Below are 20,336 nucleotides of genomic sequence, written 5' to 3'. Positions count from 1 at the left end.
TTAGTTTCCTTGCGCTTTAACCAAAGCCGGGGCTTCTTTTTCAGCCGGAGCTTCTGATTGTTGCCCCTCTTCGACTGTTTGCACGGTCTGTCCGGGGCTTACATATTCCTGACCACGTGCAATGATGCGTGCTTCGTTCGGTAGGCCGGAAACCCAGATGCCGGATGCGGTATCTTCCAGCAGTTTTACCGGGTTGAAGACAACGATATTGTCATCATTGACGGTTTTTACCCCGATGACACCTTCATCAGAAAGGGTCAGGATGGCTGGTGACACCAGATAGGCTTTGTTGGATCCCACTTCCAGACGGACTTGTGCTGTCAGACCGGCGGCGATTTCGTTATTTGGGTTTTCGCTTTCAATTTCGATGCGATAGGTGCGTGTAGTGCTATTGCTTGTACTGGCAACAAAACGTACGATTCCGTCCAGTTTGCGTTTGTCATTTAAAATGACGCTTGCGGGCTGACCATCCTGGATTTTGGAGATATCATTTTCGGAGATTTCGGCACGCACAACGATGGGGGAAAGATCAACGATCTGGCCCAGCATGGTCGCTTTTTCCACATAGTCACCGACTTCGATGGTGCGATCTTCCAGTTTGCCATCAAAAGGCGCTTTGATTTCGGTATGGGCGAGATCAAGGCGGGCGCTTTCCAACTGGGCACGTGCGGCGTTCAACAAGGCTTCTGCTTCGGCCAGTTTGGTTTGGGAACGGAAACTTTTTTGCGACAGTTTGCGCGAAGCTTCAAATTCCAACTGGCGTTGACGCACAAGCGCCTGTGCGCTTTTAAGGCTGCGGTCGCGATCATCAATATTGATGCGCGCAATCACGTCACCTTTTTTAACGAAGCTGCCTTTTTCGATCAGCACTTCCTTAATATTGCCAACTGTTTCCGCCTTGATATCAACAGAGCGATCCGCATGGGTCTGGCCAAACAGGCTGATGACATCAGCATGATCCGTTGCGGTTTGCGAGCTGATCATCACCGTTACAGCCGTGCTTTTTTGCGTTTCAGGCATTTCAATTGTCTGGTTGGTTGCTGTTTCGTCAGCCGCACTGTCATCGCCGAATTGACCGGAAACGAGCCAAAGAGAAATTACTACTGCAATTGAGAACGCAATCAGAATGGATTTGTTCTGTGGAAGTGTCATCGCCATGTGCCTTAAGAAAAAACGGCCCGCGCCGTTTGAATTTATTTTAGATTGTACTACATCCTTAAATTGGACGCTGCACATTGATAATCCATCTTCGATTAAAGTTATGTGAAGTCTCTCACAAAGCCCTAATTATTTAAGGGTATAGAGCTCAATTGACCTTGAAACGCCGCGCAAGGGATATGTTCCGTGTGCTTTCCAGTCATCTGAACATTGCTGGGCGAAGTCGCTGGAGGCAAGAATCGGCTGGCCCAGTTCTTTGGTCATGCTTTCAATGCGCGCAGCTTCATTGGCCGCTGGTCCGGTGACGGAAAAATCCAGTCGTTCCGGTACACCGATATTGCCAAACATCAATTCACCCGTATGGAGGCCAAGACCAAAGGCGAGGGGTGCCTTGTTTTGGCTTAGACGCTGGGTGTTGGTGTCGTTTAATCGTTTAAGCGCGTCTTTTGCTGCAGCGGTTGCTTTTTTACATGCTATTGCAAGATCGGTTTGATCGGACGGGAAGATGGCAAGCACCGCGTCCCCGACAAAGCGCAGGACTTCGCCGCCATGATCCATCACCGCCCCTGCGGTACAGGCGAAATATTCATTCAGTGTTGCCAGCAGTTCCGGACCGTCCAGCGTATCGCCCAGATTGGTGGAGTTTCTGAGATCACTATACCAGATGACGGCAGGCACATTTTCCCCGTCGCCCAGTTTGATCGCGCCTTTCAGCACCCGTTGGGCGGCGTTCTGCCCCAGATAGGCTGTCAGGGTGTTCAGCGCGATGCGTTCACGTAACGCGACTTTCAGGGCCAGGGCGATATAACGTTCAATCCGGTTGATGATCTGGATTTCGTCATCATTAAATCCACCTTCGCGATCTGACAGCCACGACAGAATCATCCCGTCATCATCATGGGTGGTCTCCCCGGGTTTGGAAAAAGCGAACAGCCGGATGATATAATGTGTCCCGCCTGCCTCTATTAATTCGGACAGTAAAGGAAAGTTATAATTGGTGTCTTTGCCATCCAGGCGGATATCCAGTTCTTTAAGTTCATTGGTGACCAGATGATAGCCGGGGCTTAACAGCCATTCATCACTGTCGCCATCAGCATGGGCATAGCGGATGGCATCATCGAACGTTTGGTCGCGCCACCATTTTAATGTCAGCGCACCAATGGTGGGATGAAGGGTGGTCCAGGACATATTCACCCGCAGGATAGATAAGCCCGCAGCCTGCAGGCGATTACATGTGTCTTTCAGCAGAGTCGGTTCAACAGGACTTAGCAGAGTCCGGTCTATCAGCTCATCTATAAGAGTATCTATGGCGGTGTTATCTATGCTCATGGTTAAAAGGATAGGCAGAAAAGAAACTTTTTACGAGTTTTTTTATCGGAGTCTTTACAAATTGGTACCGAAATGCGTATTTTATATCCATCGGTAAATGTCCCTACAAAAGAGACATGGATTTACAGGAAGTTGAGAAATGGCATTTTGCAAAGAAACGCAGATTGATGGCGATACCTGCATTATCCGTGATGCGGATGAGAAAGACCTCGCCTACGTCACTGACTTGCATGCCTATAACACAGGCCAGCATAAACCGGATTATTGGAATGAAACATATCATCGCTATGGGGATTCCAACGAAGGTTTTTTCTATGTTTGTGAAATCAACGGTGACTTTGCGGGCTTTATTATTGGTGAAATTCGCGCCTGGGAATTCGGGTCTGAGCCTTGCGGCTGGGTCTATACCATTGGGGTGAACCCCGAAATTCGCTTGAAACAGGTGGGCACCCGTCTGTTTGATACGGTGAAGGAACAGTTTACCAAAGCCGGTGTTGGACAAATCCGCACCATGCTGCACCGTAAAGACAACCTGAACCTCAGTTTCTTCAGAAGTCAGGGGATGATGGGTGGACCCTATATTGAACTTGAAATGCCATTGGATTAGGACGGTTTGAGATGAAATTGCAAAAAGCAACATACTGCGCTTTATATGCGGTTCTTGAACTGGCCCGGGATCCGGAAGTTCAATTGTCCGCAACAGACATTGCCGAAAAATACAATATATCGGCCAACCATCTGGCAAAGGTCTTACGTGACCTGGGTCGAGCGGGTCTGGTCGAATCTGTACGTGGGGCGGGGGGCGGCTATCGTTTTTCCGGTAATCTGAAACGCACAACCTTGTTTGATGTCATCCACCGTTTTGAAGATGTGGGTGGGGAAAATGAACGTAATCGTGACGCGCAGGTGGATACGGATATCGGGAAAGCGCTGAATATGGTGCTGACCGAAATCGATGAAATCGCCATAGCTACACTGGGTTCCGTGACCATCGGTACCTTGTTAAAAACAATGCGCTGGCGCACAGAGCGTGAAGAACGCGAAGCGGCCAACGACTAATTCTTCTTTCTTGTTGTTGATCTGATCTTGTCCTGCCTTGTGCGGGATAAGCTGCTTTGTGCAAAATAATACTTGATTGGATGGAAAGTTTAATATATCAAACAAAATATATTAAATATTTAACAAACGAGGAAGTCATGGACTTTACAAGCGATAATATATGCGGTGTGAGCAAGGAAATCTTGGCTGCACTGTCCGTCGCCAATGAGGCGGAGGCAGCTGCACCTTATGGGGCGGATGCGATGTCCATGACCCTGAATGATCAGTTTTCCTATCTGTTTAAACGTGATGCAATTGTGTTCCCGGTTGTGACCGGAACCGCAGCAAACGCCTTGGCTTTAAGCGCCTGCGTTCAACCCTGGCAAGCTATTTTGACCCACGAAAAAGCCCATATCGAAGTCATGGAGTGCGGCGCACCTGAATTCATCACCGGCGGGGCGAAACTGATCGGTGTGGCGGGGGATCACGGCAAAATTTCAGTAGAAGCGCTGGAAAAGTCTGTTCGGCATAGTGGACAAGGCTGTATTCACCGTTCCCAAATCGCCTGTATCAGCCTGACACAGACGACAGATGCGGGCACGGTCTATAGCCTGGAAGAGCTGAAGCAAATTACTGATTTTGCAAAAGAAAATGGCCTGCTGGTCCATATGGACGGCGCACGTTTTGCCAATGCGGTTGCGGCTCTTGGCTGTGAAGCAAGCGAACTGGTCAAAGGCATTGATGTCCTAAGTTTTGGGGCCACCAAGAACGGTGCGATGAATGCAGAAGCCATTGTCTTCTTTAACAAGGATTTGGCGGATAACTTCATCTTTCAGGCCAAAAGAACAGGCCATGTGATCTCAAAGGCGCGTTTTCTGGCAGCCCAGTTGCAGGCCTATATCACGGATGATCTGTGGTTGAAGAATGCCAAACATGCCAATCAATCGGCGCAATATCTTGCACAACGTCTGGGCACACTGGAAAGTGTTTATGTGGAAACACCTGTTGAAAGCAATCTGGTGTTTGTCCATCTGCCAGCAGACGTGGCGTTTTGGTTGCAGGACCAAGGCGTTGGTTTTTATAGTGAAGAGGCCGAACAAAAGGGATATCGTCGCCTGCGCTTTGTCTGTGGTTTTTCCACGCCAAAGCAAAAAATAGACGATTTGGTTGATCTGCTGGCTTCACATAAAGAAACGGCTGTGGCGGCTTAATCGCTTGTCGCCACAACCAGAATAGCCATTGTTTCATCATCAGCCATATTGGTGATGGAATGGGGGAAATCGGCTCTGTATCTCGCGGTTTCCCCCTCTTTTAACGTGATGTTTGTATCACCGGATGTCACCAGCAGGCTGCCTTTCAGCACGGTCAGATGTTCCGTCGTGCCGCTGGTATGCGCCCCTGATTGTAGACAGCCTTCTTTCTGGATGCGCATCTCATACCATTCCAGATTAGCCACGCTTGAAACCGGGCTGAGAATTTTTAACGTACATTTTGCATCCGGGCTTTGAATGGTCGGGGTGAAATGTGCTTCGAGATGTTCGATCAAAATCGGTGTGTTCTGCGCATTTTCAGACTGTTCCAGAATATCGGAAATTTCAACACCCAGGGCATTCGTCAAGCTCCACAATGTTGCGAATGTGGGGTTGGTTTGTCCGCGTTCAATCTGTGACAGCATGGATTTTGAAATTCCGGACGATTGCGCCAGCTTATCCAGCGTCAGGCTTTTGCTTTTGCGCAAAGATTGCAGAGCTTGTCCAAGTTCAGGTGGGGTGCGTTTGGTCATCGGAATTTCCTTTCTTTTGTTCGTTATACTGGAAACTGGATAAAGAGTCAGATTTTTCGTGCCCTCATTTCTAAAAAGAAGTAAGGTTTTTAGGGTGGTTTGGTGAAAATTGCCTGTGATTTTAATGATTTGCCCGATCGGGGCGGGAAATAGATGGCCACACAAACGACATCTTTGACGCGGAAGCGGAAATCAGCACGGCTGCGGGCGCTGGTTGTGCTGGTGTTGGGGGTGATCGTTACCATTGCGGTCAGTCTGTTTGTGAAAAATCTGCAGGAAGGCCGTCGTGTGGCGACACAACAGTCGCTGGCGAACGACTATATACATGCCCTGGAAAGGGAACTGGATCGAAAGTCCCGCTTGTTTGCACCACTTGCCCATCAGGTTTCCATTGCGAAAGAACATGTCAGTCGCGATGACGTTCTTAAGCGATTGAAAGAACTAAATCATATTATCTCTCAGGTCCCGGAACAGCAGGGTATCCGCTTTATGTCGTTGGTGCCAACCTGGGCGGTCAGTGATGCGAGCTTGCGTGATCAGATCGTGGCGCGCTTTGAGGCTGAAAAGGTGTATGTTAAAGACTTTCTATCACGCCAGCAGGAATTAGGAGGCAGTCAGAAATCGGTTCCTGTACTGGACGAAAGCCTGATCATGGGATGGGATCAGTTGGGGACGACAGAACGACGTTTTATGGTCATTGCCCATCCTTTTTTCAGAACGTTTGATAAGCAAAATCACACCTCATCGGATCGTCGCTATGCAGTTGGTCATGTCATGGTCTGGCTGGATCTGCCGCGCACTTTGCGGCAAAGTTGGGATGGGTTTCGTGACCCGGAAAGGCTGATCTATCTGGAAATCAACGCTACGCAGACAGAGCCGATTTATGCGATTTATCAATCCGGCCTAATTGAAATATCGGATGTACGCCCCGATGTGTTTATTGAAGAGGAAACAACCGCTATTCAGTTTAACATGCTGGGCCAGGCAGTTTCGTTTAGATTTGAAAATGTCGTGCAACAGGATGCGAATTTGTTCACCCATTTTCATTGGGTTGTACTGATTGTAGGGCTTTTTTCCACCGTCCTTTGGTCATTGATGGCGGTACGGATCAGTGATCAACAGAAAGATGCAAAAAGCAATATTGCCTCGCTCGATGATGTCAGTCAAAAACTGGCCCATGAAGCTCACCAACGTCGGACGGTTGAAGATGTGCTGGCCATGAACCAGGCACGTTGGAACTTTGTGGTCGATAATTTGCCCGTGGTGCTGTTTGCCGTTGATCGCACCGGGATGTTTACTCTGGGGGAAGGCAAGGGATTAACCGCATTGGGATTGCAACCGGGCAAGGTCGAAGGCAGTTCCATCTTTGAAGTGTTTGAAGATCAACCGCATTTGATCGATATTATGCGTGAATGTTTATCCGGGGAAACCCGTCATGAACTCGTGCATCTGGGACGCTATTGGCTGGATATGCGCTTTTCCCCTGTCGTCAGTGGCGATGGCAGTTTTGAAGGACTGATCTGTGTGGCAACGGATGTCACCGGGGAACAAAATGTTCGCAAACGCCTGGATAAGGTGAATATGCATCTGCGTGGTCTGATGGACAACGTGCCAACGGGCGTGGCCTTTGTGAAAGGCGGGATTATCCAATGGTGTTCACGCCGTCTTGAAGAAATTTTCGGCTATGATCATGATGCCTTGAAGGGGCGATCACCTGAAATTCTTTATGACGATGTGGAAACTTTCCGCAACATGGAAAATATGGCACGCATGGAATTGATGGAACGCAATTCTTTTGATATGAAGGTGACGTTCCGCCGGGCAGACAAGACGCGCTTTAAAGGTGAAATGACCGGGCGACTGGTGGATCGGTTTAATACCAAGTCAGGCACCATGTGGGTGGTGCAGGACCTGACCCGATTTATTGAAGAAGAAAAAGAACGCCGCCTGACTCAAACGGTTTTTGACAATGTGGTCGAAGGTGTGATGGTAACTGATGCCAGTGGCAAGGTCATTCTGGTCAATAAAGCCTTTGTCAGCATCACTGGCTATCAGGAAGCCGATGTTCTGGGGCGTGATCCATCGGTATTGCGATCAGATAAACATGATGCAGAATTTTTTGAAACCATGTGGGCCCATCTGGACAAGAGCGGGGAATGGGAAGGCGAAATCTGGAACCGCCGCAAGAACGGGCAGATTTATCTCTGCTGGCAAAATATCTCTGCCCTGAAGGATGATAAAGGCAATGTGGAAGAATATGTTGCGGTCTTCAACGATATCACCAGCCAGCGTGAAACTCAGGAGCAACTGACCTATCAATCCAACTATGATCTGTTAACGGGCCTGCCCAACAGGCAATTGCTGGCGGATCGTTTTACCCAAGCCACCGCACAGGCACAGCGCGAACATAAAGCCTTTTCGCTGGTCTATATGGATCTGGACAATTTCAAATACCTGAATGAAAGCTTGGGCTTGGAGGCGGGCGATCAGATCATTAAAACAGTTGCTGCCCGCCTGGATCAAAGCCTGCGCAGTGTGGATACGGTCGCGCGCATTGGCGGGGATGAATTTATCATTATGCTGATCGGGGCAGGGGATGAAGAAGCGGCCAGCCGGGCCATTGCCAACCTGTCCATGGTCATCAGCCAGCCGATTAAAATTTCCCAGCATGAAGATGATATCCTGATGTCTGCCAGTTGCGGAGTTGCCATGTTCCCACGTGACGGGGAAACTCTGGAAGAACTTTCGCCCAAAGCCGAAGCGGCCATGCATAGCGCGAAAGAGGTGGAGCGCGGGCTGTTTATGTTCTTCACTGATGATATGAATGAACGCGCTCAGGAACGTTTGCAATTGGAAACCAAGCTGCGCAGAGCCTTGGTGAATGATGAATTCCAGCTTTATTATCAGCCCAAGGTCAGTGTGGAAACGGGCGAAATTTTTGGGGCAGAAGCGCTTATTCGCTGGATGAACCCCGAACTGGGCATGATCGGCCCGGATAAATTTATCCCGATTGCTGAAGAAACCGGACTGATCGTTTCTATCGGAGAGTGGGTTTTTGAAACGGCTTGTAAGCAGCTGAAAAAGTGGAAAGACGCAGGCTTGCCCCTGCACAATGTGGCGGTTAATCTGTCTGGCCGACAATTTACCAAGCCGGATCTGGCCCATGATCTGATTGCCATTATTCATGAAAGTGGTATTGATCCGAGCGCGCTTGAAATTGAAATCACCGAAAGTTTTATCGCTACCAGTGAAACAGGGGTGGTGGATGCGTTGAACCTGCTTTCCAACACGGGCGTACAATTAAGTGTGGATGACTTTGGCACGGGCTATTCATCGCTGAATTACCTGCATCGCTTCCCACTGGATATCATGAAAATCGATCGATCCTTCATTATGCGGATTGGTGAAGAAGATGAAGGAGTGACGGGCAATTTGGCCAAGGCAGTGATTGCGATTGCCAAAAGCATGGATTTGAAGATCGTTGGCGAAGGTGTGGAAAATGAGACCCAGTTGGGTTTCCTGAAAGAAAATGGCTGTGATTTGATCCAGGGCTATTATTTCAGTCGCCCGCTTCCGGTTGATGAGTTCGAAACACTTTTAAGATCGGGCCGTACGCTGTAAGGTGCACCCAAAATCATGAAATGAAAGGTCTGTTCCTGTGTGTGAACGTGAAAAACTGAATTTTGACGACTTCAAAGAACAATTAAAGACAGTCAAACTGTTAAGTCTGGATGTGGATGGCATTTTAACCGACGGTGGGCTGTATTATACCGAAACCGGGGATGAGTTAAGAAAGTTTAACGTCAAAGACGGGATGGGCATGAAAAAGGCTCGCGAAGCTGGGGTGGAACTATGTATCATCAGTGCCAGCACGACAAATGCCATTCAGGAACGTGGCAAACGTCTGGGGCTTTCTCATGTTTATACAGGGGCGAAAAACAAGATCGAAATTTTGCAGAAAATCTGTGATGAATTGGATATCAGCCTGGATAATGTGGCCCACATGGGTGACGACTTGAACGATATTTCCATCATGGAAAAGATTGGCACCCCCATCACTGTTGACGATGCAGTGGAAGAAGTTAAAGCCCATACGGTTTATATCACCCAGAAAAAGGGCGGTTGCGGGGCTGTGCGCGAAATCTGTGATCTGTTGATCAAGTTGAACAGCTAAAACGTTTCAGAAACGAACAAAGCCCGCAAGGTTTGGATTGCGGGCTTTTTTATTTACGAATTGGCGCTAGTTATTTTGTGATGTTGATTAACGCGCGCTTTCTTTTTTGGCGTTCAACTGCTCAATGCGCTCACATGTATCGTGGTGATAGTTTTTACATGTGGTTTTCAGCACTTCAACAGTGTGATGCAACCATTTCGTTCGAAACTTGAGTGTTTCTGTATGTTTATCCATGTCCTACCTCCAATAGAAATACTGATCTATAATAGTTCAAAAGAACGAGCTTAATCAAGCAAAATAAGTATTTTTACGGGTGCTGGGATTTAAATATCATATTTCTGTCATGTAACTTATTGATTCAATGGTTATAAGCGTCCAAACAAGCCAATATCGACCAGATAGTCTGTCAGATCAGAATCAAAGCTTTCGCCTTTTTTAATGATATGCGACCCATCCGGCAGGTTCGATTGATCCACATCGGATGAGGTCAGAAGGGCAAAAGGTGTATTGCGGGTGATTTTGATTTCCTTAAGTACATTTGCCAGTTCAGACCCGGTCATATTACGAAATTCCTGATTTGAAAGCACCGCATCAGGTCGCAGGTCCATGACCAGCCGGATGGCTTCAACCGGGCGATCGGTAAAGGAAAGGTCGAATCCGCAAGCCGCCAGTTCTTTACCGATCAGTTTACGCTGTACCCCCGGGGGCATGACCACCAGAACGGTGACTTTCTTTTTCTTCTGTTCGGTAAATTCGGTTGATTCTTCCTGGGCATGGGGCAGACGGGCGAGAACGGCTTCGCGCTCAGACTCCACAGGGTCTTTACCTAAGTCCACAAGGATGCGCATTTCGTCGATGAAGATCTGGACGCAGCGCCATTGCTCATTACTCAGGCGTTGTGCGGCTTCGAGAAAGTCTTCCAGACGGTGGGCAACAAGTGTCAAAAGGTGCATGCCGTGGGTACCAGCAGAACCCTTGATACTGTGCACATCGCGCTGTAACTGGAAAAACTGATCACCGCGATTGCCACGGTCATTGTAGATGTTATCAATGATTTTATCGATGTCGTCCAGTTTCTCCAGACTGCCTTCGATGAAATCCTGCTTTAGCCGCTGTAAAGCAGACTCAAGATCAAACTGCATAGTTTCAAGCCCCCAAAGCTTTATATTTTTTGTAATCTTATATATCCAAATGAAGGGCGTAAAGAGGTGGATTGTTAAAAAACAAACTTGTGATCTCTAATGCTGCGCGTTTTTCATTAAATGATCAAAAACTTCCGATTTTCAAAGTTTCTCATAACAGGCATAAAGAAGAAAAGGCTCCTTATTGAAGAGAAGCCTTTCCTGTTTTATATGGTTTTATCAAATTTAGTATGCTTATCCGGATTTGCGAACGTCATTTAAGAAATGATCGACCTCTTCAGTCAGGCTGGAGCTTTGGTCATCAATTTCAGAAACCCCACCCAGCACTTCTTCGACCATGGTGTTGTTGTCTTTGATCGCGTCTGAGACATCGACCACCCGTTCAGAAATGGTGTTTACATGGGCGGCTGTGTTTTGCACGGTGCGGCTGATTTCACCTGTTGCGGCACTTTGTTCTTCAACTGCGGCTGCAATTCCGGTTGAGACCTGATCAATTTCTTCAATGATGGTCGTGATTTGCGCATTGGCATCTACGGCTTCAGCAATCTCATTTTGAATATCAGAAATCAGGGTGGAGATATTGTCAATGGCATTGGCAGTCTGGTTGGCGAGGTTTTTCACTTCTGATGCGACCACCGCAAAGCCTTTGCCAGCTTCGCCAGCGCGTGATGCTTCGATGGTGGCGTTTAGGGCCAAAAGGTTGGTTTGTTCGGCGATGGTGTTGATCAGCCCGATGACGCTTTCGATTTTTTCCGAACCGCTTTGTAGCTGTTCAATATTGCCATTAAGCTTGGCGGCCCGTGTTACGGCTTCTGCGGCGACCTGCGTACTGTTGGCGACTTGTCCGCTGATTTCGGTGATGGATTTTGCCAGTTCTTCCGTATTGGAGGCGACGCTTGAAATATCTTCCGACATGACTTGCGAGGCAGAGGTCACTTCCTGTGTCTCTTTAAGGGTGCGTGCGGAAATTTCGTTCATCGCATTGGCCTTTTGACGAATGTCGCCAACAGACTCTGATAGAATGGATAGGGATTGACCGACAGCCATATCAAAATCATTGGCTAGTTTTTGCGCCTGTTCTTTTTGTAGTTGCTGGTTCTTCAGGCGCTGTTCTTCTTGTTGTTGTTTGAGCAAGTCTGTTTCACGCAAACCATTTCTGAGCAAGGCAAGGGCTGAACCCATCAGGCTGATCTCGTCACTGCCGTTGCGATTAACCCGGGTGGTTAAATCACCGCCAGCGATGCTCTGCATCACCTGAACCAGTTTCAACAGCCGTTTTACCACATTGCCCAGAATATAAAGCCAGCCAACCAGGATCACAACGATGACACTGACCACGGCCACGATCAACAAGGTTGTCTTGGTGGTTTTGGCCAGCTTGTTGTTGCTTGCAACCGCTTTGTCCATTCCGGCTTGCAGGGTGGAAACGATTTTGTTGACCTCGGTTGACAGGCCGCCAGAGATATCACGTGCCTGGGACAGCAGTGTCTCGCTTTCTTTAATCATTTCCAACTGGCGAATGCGCAGTTTGAGGATGTCGGTATTTTGATCACCTTTGCTGCCCAGTTCCAGAAGTTGCTGGAACATTTTTTCGAGATTGGGAACTTCGTTATCTTTGGCAAGTTCTGCCATCGGGCTGGCCATAGAGGCGATGTTTTGCAGGAAGAAACCCTGAAGGTCCTGAACTTTGGAGATATCCTGGCTCTGAGAACCTTCAAGGAGAAGGCCGATGAGCAAGTTGGCACTATTTTGGAAACCAAGAACGGACGTCTGGAATTGGGCAACACCGAGTGGAGCCATTTCCAGTTCAGAGGCATCGTAGTCAACCTGTTCACCCGTCGCTGCCTTTTCGATGCTTTGGTCTAGTAGTTCAATCCATTTATCTGAAATATCCAGCATCTTAAGATTGATGCCTTTGGCCAGTGGGCTGACTTCTCTTTCTGCAATGCTACGCAGATCAATCAGTTGGGCACTGAGTTTTTGACGTTGCGCTTCAGATTGCTGGGACTGCATGACGATTTCATCAAGCCGCTTGAAAATCGGCTGAAGTTTTTTAACTTTGTCTTTCAGGGCTGCAATTTGTTTGTCGTCGTTAATCAGCGGAGAGAGTGCTGCAATTTCTCTTTCAGTTGCCTGAAGCGTTGCATTGATCTGCTTAATCTGGGTTGTCCGTTCTTCGTCGGTTCTGGCCGATGTTAACAACGGAGCAGAGGCAACCAGTTGTGATGTCTGGTTTGCCAGTGTTAAAGCTGAGGAAATGGCCGGTACATCTTTTGATGTGATGTCGGCTTGTGTTTCCGACATTTCAGACAGGCCGTTCCAACTGACAAAGCTGATCAGGACAGATAAAAGCCCCACGCCCCCAAAGGCGAGGATCAATCTTTTACCAATGCCGAACTGTATTTTTTTGCTTAACGCGATTTCGTCATTTGTGGCGCTTGCGTTTGCGCTTGATGCATCTTGCATTATGAATAGTCCCTAGGTTCCCAGAAATTAGGTCATATTTTTTTTATTGTGCAAAAGTACCATTGACACGGCAATCATTGGAATCCGCATCAGTTGGTATCGCTCCTACGTGTTTTCTCGTATAAGATATGGAGGTTGAAATCTTTGAGTTCAAGTAATCGTTTTTGTAATTAAAACTTACGGTTATGAAAGGTTTCCATTTTGCCGGATATGCTGTTATTGTCTGAGAAGCAGCTGTTTTGAAAAGGGCGGGTCATGACAAAATATAACTTTGACCAGATAAATATTCTGATTGCAGATCAGAATATCCAGCTGCGTTCCAGTCTGAAGGGGATTCTGCACCATGGCGGTTTCCGCCGTATTCAGGACGTATCCAACGTGGAACAGATGGAAGATAGCATCAAGGCGCAATGTCCTGACCTGCTATTGTGTGATATCTCCCTTGAAGGCGGCAACGTCTGTAAAACCATCCGTAAACTACGTCACAACCAATGCGGCCAGAACCCGTTTTGTTCGGTCATTCTGTTTATTGATGAACCAACACAGGAAGTGGTGACAGCGGCTTCGGAGGCCGGGCTGGATGATCTTCAAATTAAACCGATTGTGGGGCAGAAAATTCTGGACCGGGTCATTTATCTGGTGGAAAAACGCAAACCCTTTGTGGTGACAACCGACTATATTGGCCCGGATCGCCGTAAGGGGCACCGCCCGGGGTCACAGGAAATACCGTCTATGCCTGTGCCTAATAGTATTGCGGGGAAGGCAAAGGGGACTTTTGTGGCGTCTGAGTTCCAGCAGGAAGTCAATTCAACCGTCTGGGAAATGAATGCCCAGAAGATTGAACGCCATGCCTTTCAGATCAGCTATCTGGTGGACCGCATTGTCCCGGCTTATCGTCAGGGTCAGATCAACCGGGAAAGTCTGGGGCAGGTGGCAAAACTGGTGCAGGTCTCTAAAGATATCAGCAAGCGCCTGGAAGAAAGTGATTACACCCATATCGCTGATTTGGTCGCAACTTTGACCAAAGTTGCCCACTCGCTTTGGAGCAGTGGGACAGAGCCGAAAAAGAAAGACCTGAATTTGGTGGCCGAACTTTCAACAGCGATTTCCGCCACCTTCAAGGCGCAGAATGCGTCGAGCAATCTTGCAAACGAGATCTCTTCCACTGTTGGGAAAAAATATAATTCATAATTCGAGGCAGGTTGTACGCATATCCGCGATCTGTGGTTAGATCAGAAATTCTCGGCACTGGGGGAAGGAAGATAAGATGAGATCTTTTTCAGAAATTCGCGATATTGCGATTAATCGTAAAGGGGAAGCTTTCCTGAACGACCGTCTGATCAATCCCCTTTCTGCGCAAGAAATCGCAGCACAGGCCGATGACAGATGGCTGTCCGCTGCGACCAAATGCATTTTCCAGGCTGGATTTAACTGGGGCATCATTGATAAGAAATGGCCGGAATTTGAAACGGCCTTTGACGGGTTTGATCTGTTTCGAAACCGTATGATGTCGGATGAAGAAATCGACACCATCATGTCACAGAAAAAGGTGGTGGCGAATTACGTTAAGATCAAAACGGTGCGTGAAAACGCCGGGTATTTTCTGGACCTGGTCGATGAACACAGCAGCCTTGGGTCCTTCTTTGCAAGCTGGAAACCCCAGGATTATTGCCTGAATATTCTACAAATGCGAAAAGCAGGTTCGCGTCTGGGCGGGAATACCGGGTTGATTTTCTTACGCCGTATGGGTGTGGATGCCTTTATCTTTTCTGATGATGTGGTCAAGGGGCTGGCGCGTGAAGGCATTATCGATAAAGCACCGACATCGAAGAAAGCTTTGAAGAGCGTGCAGGGTGCCTTGAATAAATGGCAGGAAGAAACTAGCTTACCGCTTAATCATCTCAGTCAGATTTTAGCCTATAGTGTGGACTGATGCGCCGATTGTTCTTGCTCCTTGCCTGTCTGCTGTTTACGTCGTCATTGGCTATGGCGGATAAAGCCTATGTGGCTGTTGCGTCCAATTTCACCAAGGTCGCCAAAGAACTGCAAAAAGCCTTTGAAGAAGAAAGCGGGCACAGGCTGGTCCTGAGCTATGGCTCCACCGGAAAACTTTATATCCAGATCAAAAATGGTGCACCATTTTCCGTCTTTCTTTCAGCTGATGTGGAAAGACCGCAAATGCTGGAAGAAGAAGGGGGGATTGTGGCTGATAGCCGCTTTACCTATGCACGCGGCAAAATCATTCTTTATAGTCGGGATGAGGGATTGATTGACGAAACACCGGAAATTTTGATGCAGCCTGATGGCTTTTCAAAACTCGCCATGGCGAACCCCAAGACGGCCCCTTACGGTATTGCAGCGGTGGAAACACTGAAGAAGCTGTCAGCCTATGATGGGGTGAAATCCAAAATCGTGCGCGGTGAAAATATAGCCCAGACCTATCAGTTTGTCTTTACCCAGAATGCACAGTTAGGGTTCGTTGCTTTATCCCAGGTGATCAATGAACCTGCAGGCTCGCGTTGGTTGGTACCTGAAGACTATTACAGTGCGCTCAATCAACAGGCGGTGCTGCTCAAGAAAGGGCAGGGGAATTTGGCGGCACAGGATTTTGTTGATTTCCTGAAAGGGCAGCGGGCAAAGGCCATTATCCAGCGCTATGGCTATGGCGTTTCCCTTTAAGACGCCATGGTATGGACCCGGATCGGATCGAACCTTGGCGTTGCGGCACGCTGCATTTTACGGATCAGGCTGACGACTTCTTTAAAGATATCGGTGGAGTGATAGAGCGCATTTTTCTCCAGCGTCTGGCAGCAGTCATCGATGGTTTGGGAGTCGATATAGAAAGATTTTTTCTCAGCCGTTGGTCTGCCCTGGGCGAAATTATGGACCCAGTTGTTGGCATAAAGGATCAGCCGGGCCGAGGCACGTTCACATTCCTGAAAGGCTTTTTTCTCTTTTGATTTCAGCCCCTTTTTATGGCGTGCAACCAGTTCTATATGGTTCACAAGCTTATGGTTGATCTTAAGCACGTCTGATTTCAAATTCTGCATGAACATGGTCATGGGTTCCTCCTGTTTGCGGGACGCGTTGGTGAAAAATTATTTTCTTTTGGTTTGATTGGCCGGAAGTTTAAAGGTCTTGAACAAACGGGCATCATATCGCGTTTTTAAGGCCCAATAGCGTGGGATGAAGAATGGAACTTGCAGGTGGGTGAATTGGTTCATGGCCGACATTCCTTGAAGCTGTTGTTATCTGCTTCTTATCTTGCCGGAATAATTTTCATATCTCCAATAGATTGGTATGTGAATTTTCAATAGATTTTTTAAATTAAAAAAGGCTATTTCTGAAGCTGATCAAACGGCTTATGGGCTTCAATGTAATCAGAAATCTTTTCCATGGTAGTTTTATGCTCTGCACCCAGGTAATGGTAAAGTTCCAGCTTGCCGATCAGCAAATCAAAGCGCGGGGTGATCTTGAAGCCATGCTGTTTGGTGTGGATGCCGACGGCCATGTCAGAGGAGAGAAAGCTTTTAATGCGTCCCTGATCGTAGGCATCAAACAGTTGCGTCATACTGTTGAAACGCACATAGCGTTTGGTGTCATGGCTTTTGTTTTGCACAAAAAGGTCATGCCATTTGATTCCGCTGACATAGCCAATGGTCGTGTTTTGATAATCTGCAATGTCCGGCGCAGTAAAGACACCTTGGGAAAGTTCGATCAATGGAATGCGTGATCGCACAAAGGGACGGTCATAGAATTGTTCGGCAACTGGGTTGCGATAAAGTTCTCCGTCCACTTGACCTTTGTTGAATTCCAGAATACCCCGGCGCCCAGGCAGGAAGTCAAAGCGGGTTGAACAGCCAATTTCTTCGTAGATAGCCATCAGGATCGGCAGGGCAGTAACGCCGATTTCATCGCCCAGCACAGCCACAACCCGTTTAGGGCAGGCGTGTGCAGGCAGGGAGGTGAAGCCCAGTATCAAAAATATGATCAGGAAGCGCCAATTCTTCATCGCGAGGTTCTCGTGCATTATATTTTTTAGTGAGATTACCATGAATGAAGGTAAACAAAAACCCCGCCAGTGATCCGGCGAGGTTTTGTGTTTTTGAATTTTCAGGGCAGGGGATCATTTGATTGTGATATCAACACCCTGTGTTTCCCCTGTGGAACCCGGGATAGACAGACGATAGGTGCCTGGCTTGATGGCGATAAAGCCGATTTCCATTTCACCTGCATCATCAAATTCGATGCTGTCGATACCGATGGGGCGGATTTCCAGGTCGTTTACCACGACTTCATCCACCCAGATGGCACGGAAGAAGCCAGAGCCATGCAGCGCCAGTTCGGCAGAACCATCGCCCTTGATTTCCATTTCGTAATATTTACCTGATTCAAGGGTGATCGCACCTTCGGCTGAAACCGGCTTGCCTGCCGCCAGTGTCAGTTCTGGCATTTCCCCTTTGTTGCCTTTGGAAAGCAGCCCGGCAAAGCCCAGATCATGCGCAGACGCAGCACCCGCAAAGCTCAGGCTCGCGCAAGCTACAGCAGCAAACATCATATGGCGCAATTTCATCTCAAATCTCCTTTGTGTGATCAGGTCATCGTTGTTTTTTTAATTGATCCGATAAGGCTATCTGTTTTTGCGTGAAGCGGGCAGTCAACTTTAGTTGAACTTGTTTAGGTCCTTAGTTGTAGAGGTGAAGGATTGTCCTCTCAAACTTGTTTGGAGAGTTGGTCTTCCAGCAGAGAGCGATAGGTCCGGCTGACAGGGATGATGGCGCCGCTGGAAAGAGTGACTTTCATGGATTGGCTGGATTTTTCAACATCTGTAATAGCGTCAAAAGCGATCCAGTGGGAGCGATGGATTTGCATGCCGGGGTGGGCGTGCAGGTCTCGGATCAGGTCGGAGAAACGATAGAGGACGGTGCGGGTTTCCTCTGACGTGGTGATTTTGACATAGTGTTCCTGGGCCGTGATCCAGAGGAGATCGCCTTTGAGTTTTGGCTCCAGTGTTTCCAGGAAGGTTGCGCCCTGTTGGGCTGTTGCCTCATTACGCAGTTTTTTGAAGAGGCGGGGGGCCGAGAGCAGAAGGCAGAGGGCAAAATGGTTATCTGACAGATACAGAAGTTCCAGTGCAAATTCACCCAGGCGACCGGGTTGTGTGCTGTCGCCATTTTCCAGTCCGAGTTCCGGGAAGCCTAAAATCAGATCAAAGGCCGTGATTGCCAGCACAAATGGAATGAGGCTGAGGACGAAGGCTACCACCGCTGTCATGATCACGGATTTGTTTGGCAGAAGGTATCCTTCCACCACATCGCGGATGGCAAAAAACAGGAAGGCTTCGGTCAATATGCGAAGGAGCCAATAGGCATAGGTTGCCATTACGCCGAGGCCTTTGGTTGTGGTTGGCTCGGTTGAGGCAATCAAAAGCGCTGCGCAAAGGGCAGTGAAAAAGAAAAGGCGGCTTTCCTGTTTTAGAACGTGCGTAAGGGCCATTTGATGAAATCATTTCATGCTTCTTGAATGGATAGCTTACTATAAACCCATGAAAATCCATAGGATATTTTAGATATTCTAAAACGGAGCCTTGCGTGAATGACATTCATGAAAAGGTGGGGTGCATTCTCTTTCTTCCCAAGCGATGCTGTGCGTTAATTGTGATCTGACCTCATGACATAAACGTACAAACACGCGATCCGTCTCTTATCTGAAAAGGAAGTAAAATCATGCGTACAGCAATTTTTGCAGCAGGGCTTTTGGCCTTCACCCCGTTTGTCGCCCATGCTGGCGAGACGGTGAATTATACCGTTAATGGCGAAGCGTTTGAAGGCTATATGGCCAAGGCAAGCGGGCCGTCCAAAGGGTTGGTGCTTGTGATCCATGATTGGGATGGCCTGACGGATTATGAAGTGAAGCGCTCTGAAATGCTTGCCTCGCTTGGATATGATGCTTTTGCGGTGGATCTTTATGGCAAGGGCAATCGTCCGGTGGAAACAGGGGCGAAAAAGGCAGAAACAGGCAAGCTCTATAAAGACAGAGAACGTATGCGCTCTCTTATCCTCGGTGGACTAGCCGAAGCTCGCAAATCCGGCAGCCAACCGACTGTGGTAATGGGCTATTGCTTTGGTGGGGCCGCGACCCTGGAACTCGCACGTTCCGGCAAGGCCAGTGATATCGTTGGCTATTCCACCTTCCATGGCGGCTTGAAAACACCTGCAGGTCAAAGCTTTGATGGCGTTACCACACCTATTTTGATTGCCCATGGTGGGGCGGATACGGCTATCCCCATGACGGATGTGGCGCAGATTTCTGTGGAGCTTGAAGCCTCAAAAACGCCTTATGAGATCCAGGTTTATTCCGGTGCGCCTCATGCCTTTACCGTGATCGGCTCCAAGCGGTATCGCAAGGTGGCGGATGAACAATCCTGGGATGCCTTCACCGATTTCCTGCAAACTAACCTCGGTAGCTGAGCATGTCTCAAATGCTACGCATCTTCATGGCTCTGCCTGTCCTGATGTTCCTTCTCATGGGGACAGTGCAGGCGGAAACCACTTCCTACGTCCGATTTGAAACAGCGAATGGCATTCGCTACGGCATTGTGGCGGGTGAAGAGATTGAGGAATTGAGCGCGGGCCTATTCCCCATGTCATCAAAAACGGGCAAGCGTTATGCGTTAAGCGACGTGCGCCTGCTGCCGCCAACAGATGCGCGCAAGGTCTTTGCTGTTGGGATGAATTTCGCAAGCCATCTTGCTTCCTCTTCTGACCTGCCACCGCCCTTGTTTTTGAAACTGCCAACCTCGCTGATCGGAAGCGGAGAAAAGGTCAATCTCCCGAGAGATGCCAGCAATGTCCATTTTGAAGGCGAGCTTGTGCTGGTCATCGGCAAACGGGCCAAGGATGTTTCTGAGGCCGAAGCCCCAGACTATATCTTCGGCCTGACGGCTGGGAATGATCTGAGTGAACGCGGCTGGCAGAGCCGGGACTTGCAATGGATGCGCGCCAAAGCCAGCGACGGCTTCGGCCCCGTCGGCCCGGCGGTGGTCACGGGCCTTGATCCCAACAACCTTCTGCTCACAACGAGGCTAAATGGCGAGATCGTCCAGCAGGAAAACACCCAAAACATGATCCACAAACCCGCCAAAGTCATCAGCTACGGTAATACCCCCGATTTTTAGTGGTCCTTAGAAGTAGAATTTTCTCGTATATTAAGTGCAGGAGATTCGAAATGAAAAAACCAAGATATA

General features: G+C 48.4%; 20 protein-coding genes. 10 read left to right on the top strand and 10 right to left on the bottom strand.

Features of this window, described 5'->3' with window-relative positions:
* Together RYZ26_RS10880 and RYZ26_RS10875 are read right to left on the bottom strand one after the other, a co-directional pair.
* Nucleotides 1-1,152, bottom strand: a complete 1,152-nt coding sequence (locus RYZ26_RS10880) for an efflux RND transporter periplasmic adaptor subunit (protein WP_317683233.1) — start codon at nt 1,150-1,152, stop codon at nt 1-3.
* Between the two features lie 135 nt (nt 1,153-1,287).
* Nucleotides 1,288-2,487: an adenylate/guanylate cyclase domain-containing protein gene (locus RYZ26_RS10875; RefSeq protein WP_317683232.1), complete on the bottom strand. Its 1,200-nt coding sequence runs from the start codon at nt 2,485-2,487 to the stop codon at nt 1,288-1,290.
* 139 nt (nt 2,488-2,626) lie between these two features.
* Between RYZ26_RS10875 and RYZ26_RS10870 the strand changes: the two genes are divergently transcribed.
* The 3 genes from RYZ26_RS10870 to RYZ26_RS10860 all read left to right on the top strand — a co-directional run bounded on the left by RYZ26_RS10870 (nt 2,627) and on the right by RYZ26_RS10860 (nt 4,736).
* Complete coding sequence (locus RYZ26_RS10870) at nt 2,627-3,094, top strand: GNAT family N-acetyltransferase (protein ID WP_317683231.1); 468 nt, start codon at nt 2,627-2,629, stop codon at nt 3,092-3,094.
* Nucleotides 3,095-3,105: 11 nt separating this feature from the next.
* Nucleotides 3,106-3,546, top strand: coding sequence for an Rrf2 family transcriptional regulator (locus RYZ26_RS10865; RefSeq protein ID WP_317683230.1), 441 nt, complete (start codon nt 3,106-3,108; stop codon nt 3,544-3,546).
* Between the two features lie 80 nt (nt 3,547-3,626).
* Nucleotides 3,627-4,736 carry a threonine aldolase family protein gene (locus tag RYZ26_RS10860; RefSeq protein ID WP_317683229.1) on the top strand — a complete coding sequence of 370 codons (1,110 nt, stop codon included), beginning with the start codon at nt 3,627-3,629 and terminating at the stop codon, nt 4,734-4,736.
* Here the strand turns inward: RYZ26_RS10860 and RYZ26_RS10855 are convergent.
* Entirely contained in the window at nt 4,733-5,308 is a 576-nt protein-coding gene (locus RYZ26_RS10855; protein ID WP_317683228.1) for a helix-turn-helix domain-containing protein, read from the bottom strand. The genes RYZ26_RS10860 and RYZ26_RS10855 overlap by 4 nt on opposite strands.
* Before the next feature lie 153 nt (nt 5,309-5,461).
* On the opposite strand from RYZ26_RS10855, the gene RYZ26_RS10850 reads away from it, so the two are divergent.
* On the top strand, nt 5,462-8,929 hold the full coding sequence (locus RYZ26_RS10850; protein ID WP_317683227.1) for a sensor domain-containing protein: 3,468 nt from the start codon (nt 5,462-5,464) through the stop codon (nt 8,927-8,929).
* Nucleotides 8,930-8,966: 37 nt separating this feature from the next.
* Nucleotides 8,967-9,482, top strand: coding sequence for a KdsC family phosphatase (locus tag RYZ26_RS10845; protein ID WP_317683226.1), 516 nt, complete (start codon nt 8,967-8,969; stop codon nt 9,480-9,482).
* Nucleotides 9,483-9,569: 87 nt separating this feature from the next.
* On the opposite strand, the gene RYZ26_RS10840 is transcribed toward RYZ26_RS10845, so the two are convergent.
* From RYZ26_RS10840 to RYZ26_RS10830, 3 genes are all read right to left on the bottom strand, one after another.
* A complete protein-coding gene (locus tag RYZ26_RS10840; protein ID WP_317683225.1) occupies nt 9,570-9,716 on the bottom strand; it encodes a hypothetical protein in 147 nt (48 codons plus the stop codon).
* 131 nt (nt 9,717-9,847) lie between these two features.
* Entirely contained in the window at nt 9,848-10,624 is a 777-nt protein-coding gene (locus tag RYZ26_RS10835) for an Hpt domain-containing protein (protein ID WP_317683224.1), read from the bottom strand.
* A 234-nt stretch (nt 10,625-10,858) separates the two neighbouring features.
* On the bottom strand, nt 10,859-13,090 hold the full coding sequence (locus RYZ26_RS10830) for a HAMP domain-containing methyl-accepting chemotaxis protein (protein ID WP_317683223.1): 2,232 nt from the start codon (nt 13,088-13,090) through the stop codon (nt 10,859-10,861).
* A gap of 255 nt (nt 13,091-13,345) precedes the next feature.
* On the opposite strand from RYZ26_RS10830, the gene RYZ26_RS10825 reads away from it, so the two are divergent.
* The 3 genes from RYZ26_RS10825 to modA all read left to right on the top strand — a co-directional run bounded on the left by RYZ26_RS10825 (nt 13,346) and on the right by modA (nt 15,769).
* Complete coding sequence (locus tag RYZ26_RS10825) at nt 13,346-14,281, top strand: response regulator (RefSeq protein WP_317683222.1); 936 nt, start codon at nt 13,346-13,348, stop codon at nt 14,279-14,281.
* A 76-nt stretch (nt 14,282-14,357) separates the two neighbouring features.
* Nucleotides 14,358-15,023: a DNA-3-methyladenine glycosylase I gene (locus RYZ26_RS10820; RefSeq protein WP_317683221.1), complete on the top strand. Its 666-nt coding sequence runs from the start codon at nt 14,358-14,360 to the stop codon at nt 15,021-15,023.
* Nucleotides 15,023-15,769: a molybdate ABC transporter substrate-binding protein gene (modA, locus tag RYZ26_RS10815; RefSeq protein WP_317683220.1), complete on the top strand. Its 747-nt coding sequence runs from the start codon at nt 15,023-15,025 to the stop codon at nt 15,767-15,769. The genes RYZ26_RS10820 and modA overlap by 1 nt, the downstream gene beginning before the upstream one ends.
* Here the strand turns inward: modA and RYZ26_RS10810 are convergent.
* The 4 genes from RYZ26_RS10810 to RYZ26_RS10795 form a co-directional block, all read right to left on the bottom strand.
* Nucleotides 15,766-16,152 carry a hypothetical protein gene (locus RYZ26_RS10810; RefSeq protein ID WP_317683219.1) on the bottom strand — a complete coding sequence of 129 codons (387 nt, stop codon included), beginning with the start codon at nt 16,150-16,152 and terminating at the stop codon, nt 15,766-15,768. The two genes, modA and RYZ26_RS10810, sit on opposite strands and share 4 nt — an antisense overlap.
* A 275-nt stretch (nt 16,153-16,427) precedes the next feature.
* Nucleotides 16,428-17,102 (bottom strand): hypothetical protein, encoded by a 675-nt coding sequence (locus RYZ26_RS10805; protein WP_317683218.1) that lies wholly within the window; start codon nt 17,100-17,102, stop codon nt 16,428-16,430.
* Nucleotides 17,103-17,216: 114 nt separating this feature from the next.
* On the bottom strand, nt 17,217-17,663 hold the full coding sequence (locus tag RYZ26_RS10800; RefSeq protein ID WP_317683217.1) for a cupredoxin domain-containing protein: 447 nt from the start codon (nt 17,661-17,663) through the stop codon (nt 17,217-17,219).
* Between the two features lie 140 nt (nt 17,664-17,803).
* Entirely contained in the window at nt 17,804-18,586 is a 783-nt protein-coding gene (locus RYZ26_RS10795; RefSeq protein ID WP_317683216.1) for a LytTR family DNA-binding domain-containing protein, read from the bottom strand.
* Between the two features lie 230 nt (nt 18,587-18,816).
* Here RYZ26_RS10795 and RYZ26_RS10790 point away from each other — a divergent pair, with 230 nt between their 5' ends.
* The gene (locus tag RYZ26_RS10790; RefSeq protein ID WP_317683215.1) at nt 18,817-19,560 is read left to right on the top strand and encodes a dienelactone hydrolase family protein; all 744 of its coding nucleotides are present in this window, start codon (nt 18,817-18,819) and stop codon (nt 19,558-19,560) included.
* Between the two features lie 2 nt (nt 19,561-19,562).
* Nucleotides 19,563-20,267: a fumarylacetoacetate hydrolase family protein gene (locus RYZ26_RS10785; protein WP_317683214.1), complete on the top strand. Its 705-nt coding sequence runs from the start codon at nt 19,563-19,565 to the stop codon at nt 20,265-20,267.
* Nucleotides 20,268-20,336 lie beyond the last annotated feature (69 nt).

Source organism: Terasakiella sediminum (assembly GCF_033100395.1).
Classification (GTDB): domain Bacteria; phylum Pseudomonadota; class Alphaproteobacteria; order Rhodospirillales; family Terasakiellaceae; genus Terasakiella.
The sequence above is the reverse complement of the archived record's forward strand: the minus strand, read 5'-3'. Positions and strand labels throughout refer to the sequence as shown.

Bases quoted from the DNA above. Each gene is read 5' to 3' on its own strand.
- RYZ26_RS10880 (WP_317683233.1), bottom strand. From the start codon at position 1,152: ATGACACTTCCACAGAACAAATCCATTCTGATTGCGTTCTCAATTGCA.
- RYZ26_RS10875 (WP_317683232.1), bottom strand. From the start codon at position 2,487: ATGAGCATAGATAACACCGCCATAGATACTCTTATAGATGAGCTGATA.
- RYZ26_RS10870 (WP_317683231.1), top strand. From the start codon at position 2,627: ATGGCATTTTGCAAAGAAACGCAGATTGATGGCGATACCTGCATTATC.
- RYZ26_RS10865 (WP_317683230.1), top strand. From the start codon at position 3,106: ATGAAATTGCAAAAAGCAACATACTGCGCTTTATATGCGGTTCTTGAA.
- RYZ26_RS10860 (WP_317683229.1), top strand. From the start codon at position 3,627: ATGGAAAGTTTAATATATCAAACAAAATATATTAAATATTTAACAAAC.
- RYZ26_RS10855 (WP_317683228.1), bottom strand. From the start codon at position 5,308: ATGACCAAACGCACCCCACCTGAACTTGGACAAGCTCTGCAATCTTTG.
- RYZ26_RS10850 (WP_317683227.1), top strand. From the start codon at position 5,462: ATGGCCACACAAACGACATCTTTGACGCGGAAGCGGAAATCAGCACGG.
- RYZ26_RS10840 (WP_317683225.1), bottom strand. From the start codon at position 9,716: ATGGATAAACATACAGAAACACTCAAGTTTCGAACGAAATGGTTGCAT.
- RYZ26_RS10835 (WP_317683224.1), bottom strand. From the start codon at position 10,624: ATGCAGTTTGATCTTGAGTCTGCTTTACAGCGGCTAAAGCAGGATTTC.
- RYZ26_RS10830 (WP_317683223.1), bottom strand. From the start codon at position 13,090: ATGCAAGATGCATCAAGCGCAAACGCAAGCGCCACAAATGACGAAATC.
- RYZ26_RS10825 (WP_317683222.1), top strand. From the start codon at position 13,346: ATGACAAAATATAACTTTGACCAGATAAATATTCTGATTGCAGATCAG.
- RYZ26_RS10820 (WP_317683221.1), top strand. From the start codon at position 14,358: ATGAGATCTTTTTCAGAAATTCGCGATATTGCGATTAATCGTAAAGGG.
- modA (WP_317683220.1), top strand. From the start codon at position 15,023: ATGCGCCGATTGTTCTTGCTCCTTGCCTGTCTGCTGTTTACGTCGTCA.
- RYZ26_RS10810 (WP_317683219.1), bottom strand. From the start codon at position 16,152: ATGACCATGTTCATGCAGAATTTGAAATCAGACGTGCTTAAGATCAAC.
- RYZ26_RS10805 (WP_317683218.1), bottom strand. From the start codon at position 17,102: ATGAAGAATTGGCGCTTCCTGATCATATTTTTGATACTGGGCTTCACC.
- RYZ26_RS10800 (WP_317683217.1), bottom strand. From the start codon at position 17,663: ATGAAATTGCGCCATATGATGTTTGCTGCTGTAGCTTGCGCGAGCCTG.
- RYZ26_RS10795 (WP_317683216.1), bottom strand. From the start codon at position 18,586: ATGGCCCTTACGCACGTTCTAAAACAGGAAAGCCGCCTTTTCTTTTTC.
- RYZ26_RS10790 (WP_317683215.1), top strand. From the start codon at position 18,817: ATGCGTACAGCAATTTTTGCAGCAGGGCTTTTGGCCTTCACCCCGTTT.
- RYZ26_RS10785 (WP_317683214.1), top strand. From the start codon at position 19,563: ATGTCTCAAATGCTACGCATCTTCATGGCTCTGCCTGTCCTGATGTTC.